A 17,611-nucleotide genomic window follows, 5' to 3' on the forward strand; every position below is an offset into this window, starting at 1 on the left:
GCCACCCCCACCGTCCGCGCAGACAGATGCAGAGAAAGGCAGGCATGAGCAACACGGACAACAGTGTCGTTCTCGTCGACGCGTACCCCTCGAGCTACGCGCTGGCCGAGGCGTTCCTGGAGCAGGGCTGTGCTGTCGTGCGAGTGCAGAGCACCCAGGACGTACCCAGGTGCTACCAGGGCGACTTCGACACCCGGGCCTTCAGCGACAACATCATCCACAGGGGTTCGCTGAGCGAAACCGTCGCGGCAGTGGCCGAGCACCGTCCCGTCGCGGTCATCGCCGCAGGCGAGTACGGCGTGGAGCTGGCGGACGCACTCAGCGAGGAACTCGCGGTGCCCACCAACGGCCGCCTGCTCTCGCCGGCCCGGCGGAACAAGTTCCTGATGACCGAGACGCTCCGGGCCGCGGGCTTGCGCGCGGCCCGGCAGAAGCTGGTCGAGGACGAGCAGACCCTCATCGACTGGCATCGCGAGATCGGCGGCCGGGTCGTGGTGAAGCCGCTGCGCAGCGCCGCCAACGACGGCGTGACCATCTGCGACACTCCCGAGGAGTCGGCCGCCGCGCTGCGCGGCATCCTGACCGCCACGACGGTGTTCTCGGAGACCAACACCGCGGCCGTCGTCCAGGAGTACCTGGTGGGTGGCGAGTACGTGGTGGACACCGTGAGCCGCGACGGTCGGCACCGGGCCACAGACGTCTGGAAGTACAGCAAGATGACCGTTCCCGGCGTACGGGACCGGATCACCGGCGGCCATCTGATCCCCGGGGACGCGCCGGTGCGCCAGGCCGTCGTCGACTACGCCCACGACGTGCTCGACGCGCTCGGAATCCGGCACGGACCGGCGCATCTGGAGATCATCGTCACCGACGAAGGGCCGTGCCTCGTCGAGGTGGGCGCTCGGATCGCCGGCGCGAACACGCCGTACTACGCCGAGTTGGGAGCGGGGGAGTCGCAGATCGGGTGGACCGTGCAGGCGTATCTCCACCCGGAGCGGTTCCTCGCCGAACACCGGCACCCGTACCGCCTTCAACAGCACGTATCGGTGTCCTGGCCGACGGCACCGCAGCAGGGAAAGCTCGTCTCCTACCCCCTGCTGGAAGTCGTTCGGGGCATGGAGAGCTTCAACAACACGGAGATCTTCGTGCACCCGGGCGATTCCCTCGTCCGTACCGTCGACGACTCCACCAAGACCATGGCCGTCGGCTTCGCGCACCCGTCGGCGGAAGTCGTCGAGCGCGACTTCAACGCGATCTGCTACTTGGACGGCCCCGGCTTCTACGACGTGGAACAGCCCGAGTGAAGCGGCTCCGACCGATCAGCACACGCACACGACAGAGGCCCGAATGAACAGCAGCCGCGGTTTGATCGACATACCCGGATTCCCGCCCTTCGACCCCACGCACCCGGTGGAGAACGCGGTCATCACACGCCTCGCCGGCAACTGGCACCGGCGCGCGACGGTGAAGCGCAAGGAGCCCGAGCTCGAGGACCTGTTCGAAGTCGACCGTCCCGACTATCCGGAACGGCTCGTCCCGTTCGCCGGCCACCCCGTGTGGGAGGGTCTCGACCCCGACGTCCGGAGCCGGATGCTGAGCTGGGCCTGGCTGGCCTACAACAAGCACACCGTCCTGGCCGAACAGCGCGTGGTGAACCCGGCCTTCGCCTACGTCATCGAGGGGGAGTTCCCGTCCCTGGGCGGCCCCGCCCTCGAGCAGTCGCTCGCCCAGGCCATGGTGGACGAGCAGTACCACACACTGATGCACCTCAACGCCAGTACCATCACTCGGCGGAAGCGGCGGATCGAGATCCCCGACACCGTGCTTCCCGCCCCGCACATCGTCCGGCGTCTCGCGGAACTCCGCGACGAGTGCTCGGAGTCCTGGGAGCAGAAGCTCACCACCCTCGCGTTCGCGACGGTCTCCGAGACCTCGATCAGCGCCTATCTGCACCTGCTGTCGGACGACAAAGAAATCCAGGTCATCAACTCGACGACGGTACAGCTGCACAACCGCGACGAAATCTGCCACTCGTCCATCACCGGTGAACTCGCGAAAACCGTCTACGACTTCCTTTCCAAGGATCAGAAAAGGTTCTTCGTCGAGACGATGATGACGGGACTCGAGGCGTTCGTTGCCAACGACTACCGGACCTGGCAGCAGATCCTCGCCATGCACGGCGTGGCCGACGCCGAGAAGATGATCTCCGAAATCCAGTACGATGCGGGTCGCAAGAACCTCGTGCGCGACTTCAGCGGCCTTCGCTGCCTCCTCTCCGATATGGATCTGCTCGGCCAGGTTGACTGGGACTGGGGCGACGAGCAGTAGTTCCCTCCGCATCCTCAATTCTTGACGCAAGAGGTGTACTCGTGTTCTCTGCCTATCGGCGGCTGTTTTCCGAACCCGGAATTCGACCCCTTATGGCCGTTGGGCTGCTGGCGAAGATGCCCGGCCTCGGTATCTCCTCGGTCCTCATCCTGCACGTAGTGGGAAACATGGACCGCGGCTTCGGTGCGGGAAGTCTGGTGGCCGCGTCCTGGACGGCCGGTGCGGGCCTGGGGGCCCCTCTGCAGGGCCGTGGTCTCGACCGCTACGGTCTGCGCAGGGTCTTCGGTCTGCTGGTGATCGCCCAGGCGCTGTTCTGGGGGCTGGCACACTTCCTGCCGTTCCCCGCCTTGGTCGCCACCGCGTTCATCGGTGGTCTGACGACGCTGCCGGCCTTCACGGTCATTCGCCTGGCCCTGGCCAACATGGTCACCGAGGAGAACCGGCACACCGCCTACGCGGTCGAGGCGATCACCACCGACATCGCCTACATGGCAGGCCCGTCCTTCGGCATCCTGCTCGCCTCCATGGCGTCGCCCACGGTGGCGTTCCTGGCCATGGGCACGATGCTGCTCGTCGCGGGCGCCGCATATCTGCTGCTCGACCCGCCCCTCAAGGCGGCACGTCCGGCAGCGGACGGCCCCAAGCCCGGGCTGCGCAGCTGGCTGACCGTGCGGATGGTGTGCGCGCTGAGCGTGACCGTCGCCACCTCGATCGCGGTGATCGGCTTCGAGGTCGCTGCCATCGGCACCCTGCAGAAGTCCGGTCAGCTGCAGTGGAGCTGGCTGCTTCTGGTGGCCGCGGGCATCGCTTCCGTGGCCGGCGGCTTCCTCTACGGAGGTATGCGCCGCCCGCCGTCGGTGTTCGCGATCGGCGCGTGCCTCGGTCTGCTCTGCATCCCGATCGGGCTCGCGACCGAGTGGTACTGGCTGAGCCTGCTCGCCATCCCGGCCAACCTCCTTGTGGCACCCGCCCTGTCGGCGAGTGCCGGCGCCGTGAGCCGGCTCGCACCCGACGACAGCAAGGGAGTGGCCATGGGCACCTACGCCAGCGCGATCCTGGTCGGCAACGTGATCGGGTCGCCGCTGGCCGGCACGGTTCTCGACCACGGTGGCTCCGCTGCTTCCTTCGCCGCGTTCGGTGCCACCGCCGCACTCATAGCCGGCGTGGCCTACCTCTGTGACCTGCGACTTCGGAGCAAGGGGAGCGACGCCCCCGCCGCGCGGAGCGAACAACTGGAGAACTCGGGAGCCCCGCAGTGAAGATCGCGATCGTCGACGGTTACTCGACCGGCAGCCTTCTGGTGAACAAGCTGCGCGAGCGGGGCGTGGAGTGCGTCCACGTCCGAAGCCAGGAGGTGGTGCCCGCCCGCCTGCTGTCCTCCTTCGTGCCGGACTACTACGCGGCAGACCTCGGATGGTTCTCCGACCTGGGCGATGCCGTACGGGCGTTGAAGGAGACGGAGGTCGACCGTGTGGTCGCGGGGACCGAGTGCGGAGTGGTGCTCGCGGACACCCTCGCCCATGAACTGGGGCTGACGGGCAACGAGTTCGACGGCGTCGAGGCCAGACGCGACAAGTACTTGATGGCGAACAGACTCGCCGCGGCCGGGCTGGCCGCACCGGTGGGCTTCAACACCACCGACCCCGAGGCCGCCGTCGAGTGGTTCACGACCGCCGGTTCCCCGGTCGTCGTCAAACCGGCAGCCAGCGCCGGCACGGACAACGTGCACATCTGCGCCACCGAGGAGGAGGTGCGGTCGGCCTGCGAGGCCGTCATGCGCAGCAACGACTACTTCGGCAACCCGAACCCGTCGGCGGTGGTGCAGAAGTTCCTGGTCGGCACGGAGTACATCGTCAATACGGTCTCCGTGGACGGCGTGCAGAAGGTGTCCGACGTCTGGCTGTCGGCGAAGACCACCGGGCCGACCGGAGCACCGCTGTACGACTACCAGCAACCCCTGCCGATGACGGCCCCGCATGTCGCGGAACTGATCGACTACGTGGTGTCGGCGGTCACCGCCCTCGGCATCACCAACGGCGCCGCGCACAGCGAGGTGATGCTCACCGAGGACGGTCCGGTGCTGATCGAGACCGGGGCACGGCTCATGGGCGCGATGCTGCCCGACGTGATCGAGCGCTACTCGGGGACGTCCCACGTGGAGCTGCTCGCGCTGGCGCTCACGGATCAGGAAGGCTTCCGTGCCTTCCAGGGCAGCGACGTGCACTGGAGCAGGACCGTGCGCAACGTCTGGCTGATCAACAGCCGCGCCGGCGTGTCTTCCGCGTGGCACGACCGGTTCTGCGGCCTGCCCGCTTTCGACCGGCTGGTCACGGGCGTCCGTGAGGGCGCACAGATGCGGCGGACGGTCGATATGGCGACCTCTCCCGGCTTCATATCCCTCGTCGCCGACACGGAGGCCGAGCTCGATCGTGATCAGCTGGCGATCCGGTCCATGGAGTCCACCGGACTTTATGTCGAAGGCCCCTGAGGCAGAGGCCCGACATGGCCCGTCCTGTCACCCCTGTCTGCCTTCCGGACACTATCGAGATCCTGACCCTGGTATTCGAAGCCGCCCGAGCTCTTCGGCTCGGGCGGCTTCGTCATGTCGCAACCCCTGTCTCCCGGCCCGGAGCCACGCTTGATTCCCGCTTGAGCACCTCCGCATAGCGTCCACCGGGTGTTGCCCCACTCGCCGACTCTGTTCGAAGAATGGATGTGTCTTCCTGGTGCTCATCAGCCGCAATGAAAGCAGCCGCTCATGGCGCGAGGTCAGGATCTCCTGCGCAAGCGTCATCCGGGATTTGCAGGCCCGCGGCGTCAATGATTCCCATCGGGTCCTGCTCTCGTCCACGAACTCCGCGGCCTCGGTGCTCGCCACGTTCGCGCTCATGGAACTCGGAGTGTCCGTCGGGCTCGTGGACCGCGGGGTCACGCCGAACCAGTTCGCACGCCTGGTGGAGGAGGCCGACGCAGACTTCTTTGTCTCGGACCACGAGGAGTCGATGCCCGCGTTCGAGGAGCTCGACGCGCACTGGATTCCTCTGCGGGAACTCGACGAGGCGGCACAGCGGAACGCCGGTGAGCCCGCGGAGCTCTCGTTCGACCGCTGGGCTCGACGCTCCGACGCGCTGATCGTGTGGACGTCGGGAAGCCTGGGACGCCCCAAGGGGATCGTGCGGTCCGGAAGCTCAGTACTCGCCAACGTGTCCCGTACGCAGGACCGGATGAAGTACACCGAGTCCGACGTACTGCTGCCGCTGCTGCCGTTCACGCATCAGTACGGCCTCTCCATCCTGCTTCTGTGGTGGCAGGCGAAGGCGAGCCTCGCTCTGCTGCCGAGCCGGCGCACCGACCTGGCCCTCGAAGCCATAGTCGACCTGGGCGTCACGGTCGTGGACTCCGTTCCCGCTGTGTACGAGGGCATCCTGCGCATGCTGGACCGCGGACACACGAGCACCACTCTCCTCGAGTCCGTGCGCATGTGGTGTGTCGGTGGTGAACCGCTGCAGGACGACCTCCTGCGCCGCTTCACGGAGCAGATGGGCAAGCCGCTGCTGGACGGATACGGCAGTTCCGAGGCGGGCAACATCGCGCTGGCCGCGCCCGACCATCCGAATCTCTGTGGCCGGCCGCTCGCCGGCATCACGGTCACCGTGGTGGACGACGAGGACCGTCCCCTGCCCGCCGGCGAAGTCGGGGAAGTGATCGTGCACACGCCCGACATCATGGTGGGGATGCTGGAGCCGGGCGGCCGTGTGCGGGAGAGCCAGCGCGCGGTGCACCGAACGCAGGACCTGGGCTTCCTCGACGAGAACGGCAACCTGCGGGTGCTGGGCCGCAAGGCCGCGGTCCACCGCTTCGGAAACACGCTCTACCCGGACGCCATCACCGCCAAGGCCAGCGAATGCGGTCGGCCGGTGCGCGTCATACCCGTGGAGAACGGCCGCTTCGGCACGGATCTCGTCTTCGTCGTCGCCGACCCCGACGAGCGTCCGGCGGCTCACTGGCGCCGCGTGTTCGCGGATCTGGTCGCCGAATTCGAGCAGCCGAACAAGGTGCTCGTGGTGAAGCAGTTCCCCGAGCACACCAACGGAAAGGCCAACCTCACCGCTCTGCGGTACATGGCACAGGCCGCCCTCAGAAGCCGTTCGGAGAAGGCGCCCGCACAGCAGACGCCGGCCAAGCCCGCGGAGCGGGCCATCCCGTTCGGCGACCGGATCACCGTGCTCCAGGACGTGGCCAGGCTCCTCAGCGAGCGCAGGTCCGAGATCCTCCGCATCCTCACCGAGGTCTGCAACCACCGGACGGCGACGGACGAGATCGACGCCTCCATCGAAGCGCTCGAGGGCGCGGTGGCGGAAGTATCGCGCTACGGTCCGCAGGCGGTGGGCCAGACCGGTGTGCTGATGCCCTCCAACATCCCCCTGTACGGCTACATCCTGTATGTCGTCATCCCCAGCCTCTACAGCCAGAAGGTCGTCTTCCGGCCCTCCCGGATGATCGACGCGCAGACCCGGGCGCTGCACAAGCTGATCGGCACGGTCCACGCACTGCCCCTGCTGCTCGACGACAGCGGCCAGCGCGAGTTCATGGAGAACGTGGGCAAGAAGTCCGACGTCCTCGTCTTCACGGGCTCCTACGAGAACGCCGAGACCATCCGCGAACAGCTGCCCCGCGACACCGTGTTCTGCTTCTTCGGCCAGGGCATCAACCCGTTCGTCGTCGGTGCCGACGCAGATCTCGGCACAGCGGTCGACGGCCTGGTCAAGGTCCGCATGCTCAACTCCGGACAGGACTGCTTCGGACCCGATGTGGTGTTCGTCCACACCTCGGTGAGCGCCCAGTTCTGCAACCTGCTGTCCCGGCGGGTCGAGGCGCTGCGCCTGGGCACCGCGCACGACGCCACAGCCGACTACAGCGCCATGTTCTACGACGAGGCGTTCGCGTCGACGCTGGACTACTTGTGCGAGAAGCGCGAGTTCATCGCCGCCGGCGGCCGTATCGACGTCGTGGACCGGCACGTGCGGCCCACCGTCCTGATCCACCCGACGGACGAGCCCTTCCTGCCCCCAGAGATGTTCGCGCCCGTCTTCAACGTCGTGCCCTACACCTCGGAGGAGTGGCTGAACGAGCTGCTACGCCACCCCTACTACGCCGAACGCGCCATGGCGGCCACGGTGTTCGGCTCCCTGCCGGACACCGTCGAGGCCCTCAGGGACCGCCACATGGTGAGCGTCGACGAGACCCTGATCGACATCGAGAGCGGCAACCATCCGTTCGGCGGCCGCGGGATCCGCGCCAACTACATCTCCGTCGGCCGCAAGCGGCACACCGAACCGCTGCTCCTGTCGAAGGCCGTCGCCGACCACCTGCCGGGGAAGTCATGAGCAACGAAACCACCACGTCCGCGGCCGCCGCATGGTCCGTCGCCGCCTCGGTACTCTCAGCGTCCGGAGTACAGACCGTGTTCGGCCTGCCCGGCGACGACATGTACGCGTTGGAAGCGGCGCACGAGGCGGGGATCCGCTTCGTCCTGTGCCGCGACCAGCGCAACGCGATGTTCATGGCCACCGGCTGGGCGATCCAGTCGGGCGAGGTCGGCGTAGCCGTCGTGGGCAAGGGGCCGGCCGTGACCAACACGGTCACCGGACTGCTGGAGTCGGCGGCGTCCGCTGCCCCCGTACTCCTGCTCAGCGGCGGCACCGGGGCCCGGCACCGAGGCAGCGGGGCGTTCCAGGAACTCGACCAGCTCGCCGTCGTGGCGCCGCTGGTCAAGTACGCGGCCCGGGTGGATCACCCGGACCGGCTGGTGCCCACGCTCCAGCGCGCCCTGCTCGTCGCCCGCCACGAGCGGGGACCCGTGTACGTCGAGATTCCGGAGCACCTGCTCTGCGAGACCTCGCTCGCGGTACCGGCGGCACCGGACGTCTCCGAGCTCCCGGACGAGATCGTCACGCGAGCCGGCTCCGCCGTCCTGGAGGCGCTGCGGGCTGCTCGCCGCCCGGTCCTTCTCGTCGGCGGGGGCATGCGCCACGAGAACGGCGGCCGCGACGTGGAGCGGCTGGCCGAGCGGCTGGGCGCCGCGGTCTTCAGTACGGCGTCCGGCCGCGGCTCCGTCGACGAGGCGTCGCCGTACTTCTGCGGTCTCGCCGGCCTCTACACACCGGAGCAGGCAGCGCGACTGTGGCAGGAGACCGACTGCGTCGTCGCCTTGGGCAGCCGGCTTGAGGAGACGGCCACGTTCCAGTGGCCCGACACCATCGGGCGCGACGTCCCCGTGGTCCAGGTGAACGTGGCGGCGGCCGATTTCGCGACCGGGTTCCAGGGGCCCAAGGCGCTCGCTCCCGCAGGGCCGACCGTGCGGTCCTGGCTGGCGCATCTGCCCGCCGAGCCCGCCGACAACGAGTGGACCGCGACCGTCCGCTCCGTGCACACCGAACTTCACACGGCCCACCAGGAGTTGCTCGACAGCCTCACGCGCTCCGAGGACCTCCACATCGCCGAAGTGCTTCGGGCCCTGGACACCGAACTGCCCGCCGACCGGATCCTGGTGCAGGAGAACGGTCTGCAGGACATGTGGTCCTACAAGTACCCGCTCTACGCCTGTGCAGCGGGCGCCGGTTCCGTCGTCCCGTCCGAGCAGACGAGCCTGGGCTTCGGTGCGGCCGCCGCACTCGGGGTCAAACTCGCCGCTCCCAAGCGTCCGGTGGTGGCGTTCGTCGGCGACGGCGCGTTCACCATGGCGGGAGCCGACCTGCCCACCGCGGTGAAGTACAGCGGCGGCCTCCTCTACGTGGTGCTGCGCAACGGCGGCTACGGCTGGCTGCAGGTGCAGCTCGACCAGCGGGAGAACCCGGTGGGCGACCACGCGTTCGTCGACCCCGAGTCCATCCGGGTCCAGGCGCCGCAGATCCCCGGACTGCACCAGGTGACCGTGTGGGACAAGGAGTCCCTCGCCTCCGACGTCGCGCAGGCATGGCAGAAGTGCGCCGCCGGAGAGGTGGTCGTCCTCCATGTGCCCGTGCGGCTGAGCGACGCGATGTTCGGCGCGGACGTGGCCGGCGGCGACTTCCCCCAGATCGCAGGAGCAGGCGATGAGTAAGGGAAACCACGCGCCGGGCACGCGCACAGGAGAGGGCCGCAGGGTCGTCGTCACCGGCTGGGGAGCCGTCACTCCGGTCGGTCTGTCCGTGGACGAGACCTGGGCTGCCCTGACGGCCGGCAAGAGCGGCATCGCGCCACTGACCGGGGTCGATACGACGGGTCTGCCCACCGACTTCGGCGGCGAGGTCAGAGGATTCGATCCGTCCCGCCACCTCGGCCCGCGACAGATCCGGCGCACCGACGCCTACGCGCAATACGCCTTCGCGGCGGCCGCCGAGGCGATGCGGCAGGCACGGCTGGAGCTGGACGAGGCCACGGGAGAGCGGACGGGCGTACTGATCGGCAGCGGGTACGGACCGGTGTCCTCCGTAGCCAAGCACCTCAACACCCTTGAGCAGCACGGCATCCGAAAGGTCAGCCCCTTCGCCCAGATCACCGGCGCCATGGACAGCGCCGCGTGCGAGATCAGCTTCGCGTTCGGAGCGACGGGGCCGACCCGGGCCCTGAGCACGGCCTGCGCGTCGGGCGCGGACGCGATCGGCGAGGCGGCCCGCTGGATCAGGCACGGCGTGGTGGACGTTGCCATCACGGGCGGCGCCGAGCACATCTTCACCCGGCTCGAACTGGCCACGAGCTGTAACGCCCATGCCCTGTCGACCCGCACCGACGCACCGGCCGAGGCGTCCCGTCCGTTCGACAGCGACCGGGACGGATTCGTCATGAGCGCGGGAGCCGGCGTACTGGTCCTGGAATCGGAGGAGCACGCACTCGCCCGCGGCGCGACCATCCTGGCCGAGGTGGCCGGATACGGGGCCACCTCGGACGCACACCACTGGACGGCGCCGCATCCCGAAGGCCGCGGTGCCCGGACCGCCATGACGGCAGCGCTCGCCGACGCCGCCCTGGAGCCCACCGACGTGGACTACATCAACGCCCACGGCACCTCGACGCAGGCGAACGACAGGTCGGAGATCGAGTCCATCCGGGCTGTCTTCGGCGACCACGCCGAGCGCATACCGATCAGTTCGACCAAATCGATGACCGGCCACATGATCGGTGCCGCCGGCGCCGTCGAGGCCATCGTCGCCGGCCTGGCCGTCCGCAACTCCCTGGTACCGCCGACGATCAACTGCCACCATCCGATCGCCGACGACCTGAACTTCGTCCCGCACGAGGCGCAGGAGCACCGGGTCGACGTGGCGATGAGCAATTCCTTCGGCTTCGGCGGTCACAACGCCGTACTCATCCTGCGCTCCTGGGAGGCCGGCCGTGAGCACTGACGACATCGAGAGGGCCACCCTGCCCGCGTACGGCATGCCGGTGCGCAGCCTGGCCAACGGTGAGACGGACGCCGACGGATACCTGCGCGGGAATCCGGCGGACATGGCATGGAACCTGCTCCGCGTGAGCGGCCAGCTCGACACCGCGCGGCTCGCCGAGGCCGTCGAGCGGGTGACGCTGGCCACGGACGTCCTGCATCTGCGGCTGAGGACCACGGACGCAGGTCCCTGCCTGGAACGGCAGGAGCCCGTCCCCCTGAAGCTGGAGGTCGTCGACGTTCCCGCCGTCGCGTCGGACGGCCGGCTCAGCCCGGAGGCGGCCGCCTTCCTGGCGCCGGTGTTCTTCGACAAGCCAGACCTGCGCAGCGACCCAGTGGGGCGCGTGTGCCTGTTGCGTGCGACGGACCCCGCCGACGAGGGGGAACAGCTGCTCGCGTTCTCCTTCGACCACTCCGTGATCGACGGCTGGGCGCTCGGTCTGTTGATCCGGGCCGTCGCCGGCTCCTACCGGTCGGGCGACTACAGCGTGCGCGGGCGTGGTTTCGAAGCCTTCCTGCGCGACCTGCCCGCACACCGGGTACGCGAGGAGAGCCTCGCCCGGTGGCGGGGCCTGCTCGAGCCGCACCCGCTGCCGGGGCCCGCCATGCGGCTGCCCGGCGGTGAGCCGCGATGGCCCGAACCGTTCGTGGCCGACGGCACCTTCGACGGCGCACTTCCGGCCCGGCTGGCCACGGACGTCGCCACCGTCGCGACGCGAACCGGGCTGAGCCGCGCCGAGGTGCTGTTCGCCGTGACCGCTCTCGCCGCGAGCCTGTGGGCGGACGGACCGCAGCCGCTGCTCAGCCTTCGCCACGGTCACACCAAGCCGGAAGACGTGCTGATCATTGGTCCGCTGGTCGAACCCTGCGTGCTGCTTCCACCGGGCCCCGCCCCGCTCGGCGTCGGCGAGTGGATCACCGCACACTGCCACACCAACCAGCAACTGCCGCCCACGTACGGCATGTCCATCCGCGAGGTCGCTCCGCTGGCACCCCGCAACGTGGGGGTCAACGTGCTGCCGCCCGCGCGCCCGATCGCTCTCGGGCCGAGCGCGAAGGCCACGACCGCCACCCGCGACTTCCTCGCCCCGCTGTGGGCGGGCGAGCGTTCCGCCGGACCGTCGACGGCAGCGGTGTGGATCAACTACTACATGGACCGCCCTGGCGTCGTGGAAGCGACCCTCACGTACGACACCCGCGTCCTGCCGGAGCCCGAGCCGCTGCTCGACGCCGTACTGGCGGTGGCCGCCGCGGCCGCGGAGGAGCCCGACCTGCCGGTCACCGCGTTGCACACGCGCCTACGTGGCGAGTGACACCCCTGTACCAGCCGGGCAGGGCCGTCACCGCACGGACAGACATTGCGAAAGGTGGACATCGTGACTGCACGGACCGGCCTGCTCGAAGGAAAGACCATCCTGGTCACGGGCGTTCTCACGGATCGCTCGATCGCCTTCCACGTAGCCCGCAAAGCTCAGGAGGAGGGAGCCCGCGTCATCCTCACGGGGTACGGTCGCCTCTCCCTGGTCGAGCGGATAGCGGGGCGGCTGCCCGAACCCGCCCCGGTGATCGAACTCGATGTCACCGACGACGAGCATCTGGCCAGGCTGGAAAGCAGAATCCGCGAACACGTCGATCACCTCGACGGGGTGCTGCACGCCATTGCGTACGCACCACCCGGCGCCCTGGGAGGCGGCTTCCTCAGCACGACACGGCAGGACGCCACGACCGCGTTCGAGGTCTCCACGGTGTCCCTGCAGTCGCTGACCACCGTGCTGCTTCCGCTCCTGCGCAGGGGGTCTTCGGTGGTCGGACTCGACTTCGATTCCCGCCAGGTCTGGGCGGGGTACGACTGGATGGGCGTGGCCAAGGCGGGCCTCGAGGCGTGCGCACGCTACCTCGCGGCATATCTCGGGGAGCAGGGCGTCCGGGTCAACCTCGTGGCGGCCGGACCGCTGCGGACGCCGGCCGGGCGGGCCACCTACGAACAGGACACGGACCCGGCCCAGGCCGAGAACGATTGGGACCGCAGAGCTCCACTGGGGTGGCAGGCCGCGGATTTCGAGCCGGTGGCGAGGGCGTGCGCGGTTCTCCTGTCGGACTGGCTGCCCTCGACCACCGGGGAGATCCTGCACGTCGACGGAGGAGTTCACGCCATGGGGGACGGTGGGGTCCGTGGCCGCTGAGCTCTTGTCCGACGCTGATACACAGGCTCCGGCCCTGGTGGGACCCGTCGAGATGACCGGCGACCGGATCGCGGAGTTCGCCGATGCCATCGGCGACCCTCATCCGGCGTACCGCAGCGCGGAGGCGGCCCGTGCGTTGGGATACCCGGACGTCATCGCACCGCCCACGTTCGCCGTCCGTCTGGCGGCTCAGGCCGAGGCGGCTGTCGTGGCACGACACCCGCTCGGCTATGACTACACGTCAGCCGTACACCTCTCTCAGGAGTACCGCCACATCCGTCCGATCCGGAAGGGCGACGTGCTCACGGCCCGTGCCCGGCTGGTCAAGGCACGACAGGCGATGGGCGGTGGTCTGATATCGGTCGAGGTGACGATCGAGGCGGAGGACGGGACAGCCGTCACGGTGTCCACCGCCCAGATGCTGTCCACTCACCCGGTACCCGGGCCGGCGGCTGTCGGCACCGAGGAGCGCGCGTACGGGGCGCTGGCCGAGTTCATCGGCGGGGACTCCTTCGTCTGTCTGGGCGCCAGAGCGGCCCTGAAGCGGAACACCATCTCGCTCCGGCACTGCGGAGAACTGGGAAGTGCGAACGCCGTCCGCAACACACTGGCAGGACTTCATGACTTCCTTGAGTCACTCGAACCCGGCGAACGGAGCTACGCGTCGTTCGTGGCCACGTTCGACAGCCTGCCCGACACGTCGGAACGGGCCTTCGAGGACACGATGTGGCGCCATCTGCAGGACATGCACGACCGGGACAGCAGACACCACCCATGGTCCACCCAGTACGCCCCGGACCCTTCTTCGCCACGATTCGCCTTCTCCGTCGGCGGTCACCCCTTCTTCATCGTCGGGCTCCACCCCGGCGCGAGCCGTCCGAGCCGGCGATTCACCATGCCGGCGCTGGTGTTCAACTCCCACCTGCAGTTCAACGCGATGGGGCGTACGTTCTTCAAGATGCGCAAGAGGATCCGGGACAGGGACCACGACCTCAACGGATCCGTGAACCCGAGCCTGGTCACCTACCGATCCGAGGCGCGCCACTACAGCGGCCGGATGACCGACTCGGACTGGGGGTGCCCCTTCGTCGCACGACCCGGTGAGTCCGGATCCACCGAGTGAACCCTGGCCGGGTCCGCTGATCGTTTCGAGGTGGTGTGCGGTTCCGGAGTGGTGTGCGGTTTCGGTCGGGCCACAGACGGAGGCCGACGGCCGCCCCAGGCAGACCGTCCCAAACGATCTCCAGGAACCACTCAGGGGCCCGATCCACTCACTGGATCAGGCCCCTGACCTGGTACTTCACTGTCGGGGTGGCGGGATTTGAACCCACGACCTCTTCGTCCCGAAGCAACTCGCGCGGGCCGCCGACCTTGGGCCAGTGTCCCCCTGACGTGCTGCGACGGTCCCTGAGTGTCCGTGCTCGTCCGCCGCTGTCTGTCCGCGTTGTCACGCAGTTAGACACTCAGGCTCGCACTCGAACGCTGCCAGGAACAACGGCCGATCCGATCGGCTCGCTGTCAGACCCCCGTGCGAGGATCCCGAAATGGTCAACAACCCTCTGTCGTTCGAGCAGTTCACCTCATGCGACGACGTCACGCCTGCGCTGAAGCACGCGCTCGCCGATTGCTGGATCGAGGTCACCAACACCGGGGGTGCGGCAGGCTTCCCCTTTCCTCCAATCGACCACTCCCACGCGGGCCCTGCTGTCGACCAGATCGTCGGTGCCCTGGAACCCGACACGAGTCGCCTCCTTACCGCGACCATCCACGGCAAGCTCGTCGGGTGGCTCAACGTACGACGCGACCCCTTCGCGCTGATCGCGCACTGGGGCACTCTCCACCACGTACAAACTCGCCCGACAGTCCGCGGGCGTGGGTTCGGCAACGCCCTCATGAACGAGGTTCGCAGGATCGCCCGCGACGAGATGGGCCTGGAACAACTGCACCTTGCCGCACGCGCAGGAGTCGGCCTGGAGGACTTCTACGGACGGCTCGGCTGGAAAGAGATCGGCCGCTGGCCCCGAGCCCTCAGGCTCGCCGCAGACGACGACCGCGACGAAATCCTCATGATCCTCGACCCGCTCTGACTCACATCTGGGCGAAGGCGCTGTCCGCTGGTGAGCTGTCCAGCCCTACATCGGGGCATGCCTGAAACGCCAGGTCGGCGGAGCGACTTTGGGCGGGAGCTGCCATGGGGCGAGTGATCATGGCCCCGTAAGCTTCCGGCGAGTCGGGCAGTCTGTGGACCTGCCCGTTAAAGCACGACGTTGGGGCCATGATCTTCGAGGCTCGCCCCATGGTGGCTGCCTAAAGTCGTGGAGCCGACCGCCCCAGCCACAGAGGGTGTCTCCCACTTCATGCCCGCAGCCGCCGAGCGCGCCGCCGGGCGCGGCCAGCCGGGGCGCAGACAGGAGGCAGGCCGCGCCGCAGAGGCGGCGCGCGCCCGCGCCGTGCGCGGGCCTTGATGAAGTAGAGAAACTCTTACCGCGTTGCGGTCGACTGTGCGGTTACAGGGCGAACGGCTCGTAGGACAGAGCTCGGTCGACGACCTTCTCTGCCGTCAGCTGAGGATCGTGGTCCCAGAAGACGTAGTCGCTGATGTGCGGGCAGCCAAGTCCACGCACGAGTGCTGTGATGATCTCGTCGGCTTCGGCCTCGTCGGCGTATTGGGCGTTCATGAGCCGCTGGACGAGGTGGATGCCTTCCGCTCGACTCATGGTGCGGGGTGTGCTCACGCCGCCTCTGTACCGGGTGTCTGCCCGTGCTCCAGGTAGACCGGCGAAGCTGCACCTCGGGCCTCTGTTGCTGCGATGACGCGTCGGGCCAACCGCGGGATGGTGTGCTCCGAAATCTGCTCGGGAGTGAAGAAGGCGAAGCTCTTCAGCTCGTCGGGCTGCAAGCTGATCCGGGCCACGTCGTCCTGGCTGAGCTGGCCGCCGTCGAACAGGTACAGCACCTTGTCACCCTCGGCCTCGTTCGGGGCCCAGTCGACCGCGAGCAGACGCCCAAGGGGTGGGGTAATGCCCAGCTCCTCCTTGACCTCTCGGACAGCCGCGTGCAGCGGAGATTCACCGGTCTCGACATACCCGCCGGGGATCTCCCAGTAGTCCTTGTACGTGGGTTCCACCATGAGGACCCGCCCTGCGGCATCAAAGAAGAGCGCACCCGCTGCCATGCGCGGATGCGCCATCTTCGCTTCCTGTGCGTTCAGTGCCATGCAGCCGAGAGTACCCAGCTCAGATGACATGCAGCCTGTTGGCCAGGTCCGCCAGGTTGCGGCTCGGCCGGCCCTTCTGGTTCCGGACCCAGGTGAGCACCAGTTCTCGCGCAAGGTAGTGGTTCCGTACCTGCTCGGGGGCCCAGCTCTCCGCTTCAAGGATCTTCGCCATGGCGTCATCCATGCGGTTGTGGGCGCTGAGGGCTCGGGCCACTTCGAGGTTGTGACGTGTGCGGCGCTCCGTGGGCAGCGAGCTGGTGTCGATCTGCGGGCCCAGATCCACCGCGACCTGCATGTCCCCCAGCTCTGCGGCGGTGGCTACGCGGTGGATGGCCACATTGGTCGGGCCGAAAGCGGTCCACGCGTGGTTGGCGTCGGCTCCCAGCTGCCGGGCTGCCTGGTCGGCCTCGGCGAGGAAGGCCTGAGTCGTGGCGCGGTCTTCCGCCCGGGCAGCCGCCATGGATCCGGCGAGGAACAGGGTTCCGTAGATCGACAGGAACGCAGGGTTCGCGTTGTCCAGGCCGGGGCGAAGGTACTCTCCCGCGTCACCGACGAGCTGCGTGGCGGCGTCGAAGCGGCCAGTGGACAACAGGCAGTGGGCGACGGAGCGGAACAGAGACCCGGTCACCACGGCATTGCCGGACTGCTGGGCGGCAGCCAAGCCGCGGTCGGCTGCGATCCACGCCAGATCGGCCTCGCCGAGCTTGGTGAGCACCATGGCCGCGCCCTGGTACGTCATCGCCATGAGCTCATGCGCCTTCTCACGCTCCCGGCCCTGGTAAGCCTGGGCAGCGATGAGCGCATCGGCCAGCAACAGCGGTAGGCGGCGAGTGGCGAACGCGTAGCGCGAGTCCTGGTAGGCGTCCCACACCTCAGCGACGCTGCTGCGGAGTTCGTCGAGTGAGGTCGGCTCGCCCTCAGTTGTGACCCCGAGAAGAGGGGTCAACTGGCGGTAGTTCATCAGGGCCGAGCGAAGCGCCGGCACCGTGCGCCTGCCGCTGTCAACAGTCCAGTCCAACAGGGTGGGTTCGGCGAGCAGGTCGCCCAGGGTTACGTCGAGGGCATCGGCAAGCGACTTGATGACCGATAGCCGGTCTAGCTCGATCCGGTTGTTCTCGGCCTTGCTCAGCCAGTCGACCGTTCGGCCCACCAGTCCGGCCAGAACTTCTTGGGACATGCCACGCCTGCGGCGGTACCAGGCAACGCGCTCGCCGATCGTCAGGTTCGTCGTCATTCCTCGCATGGCAAGAGCGTCCCCCCGTCTCTACGTGGGACCCCGGAGAGATTTTCCGGGGTACTCCGGCGACCCGCTCCTAGCGTTGCTGACAACCCCAGGGACTGCCAGGTCGAACCGCGACGAAGGAGCCACGATGCCGCTGACCCCGGCCGAAGTGGTCGAACTCATCAGAGAGGTCAGAGAGCTTGGTGAGGAGGTGGCCGCGCTCGGACACCGAGCTGAGG

The 17,611-nt window shown here is 68.3% G+C and carries 14 protein-coding genes; 11 read left to right on the forward strand and 3 right to left on the reverse strand.

The window, feature by feature from the left end; translation table 11 throughout:
- Window positions 1-44: 44 nt before the first annotated feature.
- From CEB94_RS21960 to CEB94_RS22010, 11 genes are all read left to right on the forward strand, one after another.
- Window positions 45-1,304 carry an ATP-grasp domain-containing protein gene (locus CEB94_RS21960; RefSeq protein WP_175433840.1) on the forward strand — a complete coding sequence of 420 codons (1,260 nt, stop codon included), beginning with the start codon at window positions 45-47 and terminating at the stop codon, window positions 1,302-1,304.
- A gap of 43 nt (window positions 1,305-1,347) precedes the next feature.
- Entirely contained in the window at window positions 1,348-2,328 is a 981-nt protein-coding gene (locus CEB94_RS21965) for an AurF N-oxygenase family protein (protein ID WP_175433841.1), read from the forward strand.
- 92 nt (window positions 2,329-2,420) lie between these two features.
- Entirely contained in the window at window positions 2,421-3,587 is a 1,167-nt protein-coding gene (locus tag CEB94_RS21970; protein ID WP_175433842.1) for an MFS transporter, read from the forward strand.
- Complete coding sequence (locus CEB94_RS21975) at window positions 3,584-4,816, forward strand: ATP-grasp domain-containing protein (protein ID WP_175433843.1); 1,233 nt, start codon at window positions 3,584-3,586, stop codon at window positions 4,814-4,816. Before CEB94_RS21970 ends, CEB94_RS21975 begins: the two co-directional genes overlap by 4 nt.
- 238 nt (window positions 4,817-5,054) lie before the next feature.
- On the forward strand, window positions 5,055-7,715 hold the full coding sequence (locus CEB94_RS21980; protein WP_175433844.1) for an aldehyde dehydrogenase family protein: 2,661 nt from the start codon (window positions 5,055-5,057) through the stop codon (window positions 7,713-7,715).
- A complete protein-coding gene (locus CEB94_RS21985; RefSeq protein WP_175433845.1) occupies window positions 7,712-9,430 on the forward strand; it encodes a thiamine pyrophosphate-binding protein in 1,719 nt (572 codons plus the stop codon). Before CEB94_RS21980 ends, CEB94_RS21985 begins: the two co-directional genes overlap by 4 nt.
- Window positions 9,423-10,712 (forward strand): beta-ketoacyl-ACP synthase II, encoded by a 1,290-nt coding sequence (gene fabF, locus CEB94_RS21990; RefSeq protein ID WP_175433846.1) that lies wholly within the window; start codon window positions 9,423-9,425, stop codon window positions 10,710-10,712. The genes CEB94_RS21985 and fabF overlap by 8 nt, the downstream gene beginning before the upstream one ends.
- Window positions 10,702-12,063, forward strand: coding sequence for a condensation domain-containing protein (locus tag CEB94_RS21995; protein ID WP_175433847.1), 1,362 nt, complete (start codon window positions 10,702-10,704; stop codon window positions 12,061-12,063). Before fabF ends, CEB94_RS21995 begins: the two co-directional genes overlap by 11 nt.
- A 63-nt stretch (window positions 12,064-12,126) precedes the next feature.
- Window positions 12,127-12,933: an enoyl-ACP reductase FabI gene (fabI, locus tag CEB94_RS22000; protein ID WP_218945921.1), complete on the forward strand. Its 807-nt coding sequence runs from the start codon at window positions 12,127-12,129 to the stop codon at window positions 12,931-12,933.
- Window positions 12,923-14,056: a guanitoxin biosynthesis heme-dependent pre-guanitoxin N-hydroxylase GntA gene (gntA, locus tag CEB94_RS22005; protein WP_175433848.1), complete on the forward strand. Its 1,134-nt coding sequence runs from the start codon at window positions 12,923-12,925 to the stop codon at window positions 14,054-14,056. Before fabI ends, gntA begins: the two co-directional genes overlap by 11 nt.
- Before the next feature lie 421 nt (window positions 14,057-14,477).
- Entirely contained in the window at window positions 14,478-15,020 is a 543-nt protein-coding gene (locus CEB94_RS22010) for a GNAT family N-acetyltransferase (protein ID WP_175433849.1), read from the forward strand.
- A gap of 420 nt (window positions 15,021-15,440) precedes the next feature.
- Here CEB94_RS22010 and CEB94_RS22015 read toward each other — a convergent pair whose 3' ends face one another.
- From CEB94_RS22015 to CEB94_RS22025, 3 genes are read right to left on the reverse strand one after another with little or no spacing between them, the layout of a single operon-like run.
- Window positions 15,441-15,650: an e9imm peptide gene (locus tag CEB94_RS22015; RefSeq protein WP_175433850.1), complete on the reverse strand. Its 210-nt coding sequence runs from the start codon at window positions 15,648-15,650 to the stop codon at window positions 15,441-15,443.
- 14 nt (window positions 15,651-15,664) lie between these two features.
- Window positions 15,665-16,150 carry an NUDIX domain-containing protein gene (locus CEB94_RS22020; protein ID WP_175433851.1) on the reverse strand — a complete coding sequence of 162 codons (486 nt, stop codon included), beginning with the start codon at window positions 16,148-16,150 and terminating at the stop codon, window positions 15,665-15,667.
- A gap of 19 nt (window positions 16,151-16,169) precedes the next feature.
- Window positions 16,170-17,384: a helix-turn-helix domain-containing protein gene (locus tag CEB94_RS22025; protein ID WP_175433852.1), complete on the reverse strand. Its 1,215-nt coding sequence runs from the start codon at window positions 17,382-17,384 to the stop codon at window positions 16,170-16,172.
- Between the last annotated feature and the right edge of the window lie 227 nt (window positions 17,385-17,611).

The organism is Streptomyces hawaiiensis (assembly GCF_004803895.1).
GTDB classification, from domain to species: Bacteria; Actinomycetota; Actinomycetes; order Streptomycetales; family Streptomycetaceae; genus Streptomyces; species Streptomyces hawaiiensis.

Excerpts from the sequence above, each read along its gene's own strand:
- CEB94_RS21960 (WP_175433840.1), top strand. The coding sequence starts at position 45 with ATGAGCAACACGGACAACAGTGTCGTTCTCGTCGACGCGTACCCCTCG.
- CEB94_RS21965 (WP_175433841.1), top strand. The coding sequence starts at position 1,348 with ATGAACAGCAGCCGCGGTTTGATCGACATACCCGGATTCCCGCCCTTC.
- CEB94_RS21970 (WP_175433842.1), top strand. The coding sequence starts at position 2,421 with ATGGCCGTTGGGCTGCTGGCGAAGATGCCCGGCCTCGGTATCTCCTCG.
- CEB94_RS21985 (WP_175433845.1), top strand. The coding sequence starts at position 7,712 with ATGAGCAACGAAACCACCACGTCCGCGGCCGCCGCATGGTCCGTCGCC.
- fabF (WP_175433846.1), top strand. The coding sequence starts at position 9,423 with ATGAGTAAGGGAAACCACGCGCCGGGCACGCGCACAGGAGAGGGCCGC.
- CEB94_RS22010 (WP_175433849.1), top strand. The coding sequence starts at position 14,478 with ATGGTCAACAACCCTCTGTCGTTCGAGCAGTTCACCTCATGCGACGAC.
- CEB94_RS22015 (WP_175433850.1), bottom strand. The coding sequence starts at position 15,650 with ATGAGTCGAGCGGAAGGCATCCACCTCGTCCAGCGGCTCATGAACGCC.
- CEB94_RS22020 (WP_175433851.1), bottom strand. The coding sequence starts at position 16,150 with ATGGCACTGAACGCACAGGAAGCGAAGATGGCGCATCCGCGCATGGCA.
- CEB94_RS22025 (WP_175433852.1), bottom strand. The coding sequence starts at position 17,384 with ATGACGACGAACCTGACGATCGGCGAGCGCGTTGCCTGGTACCGCCGC.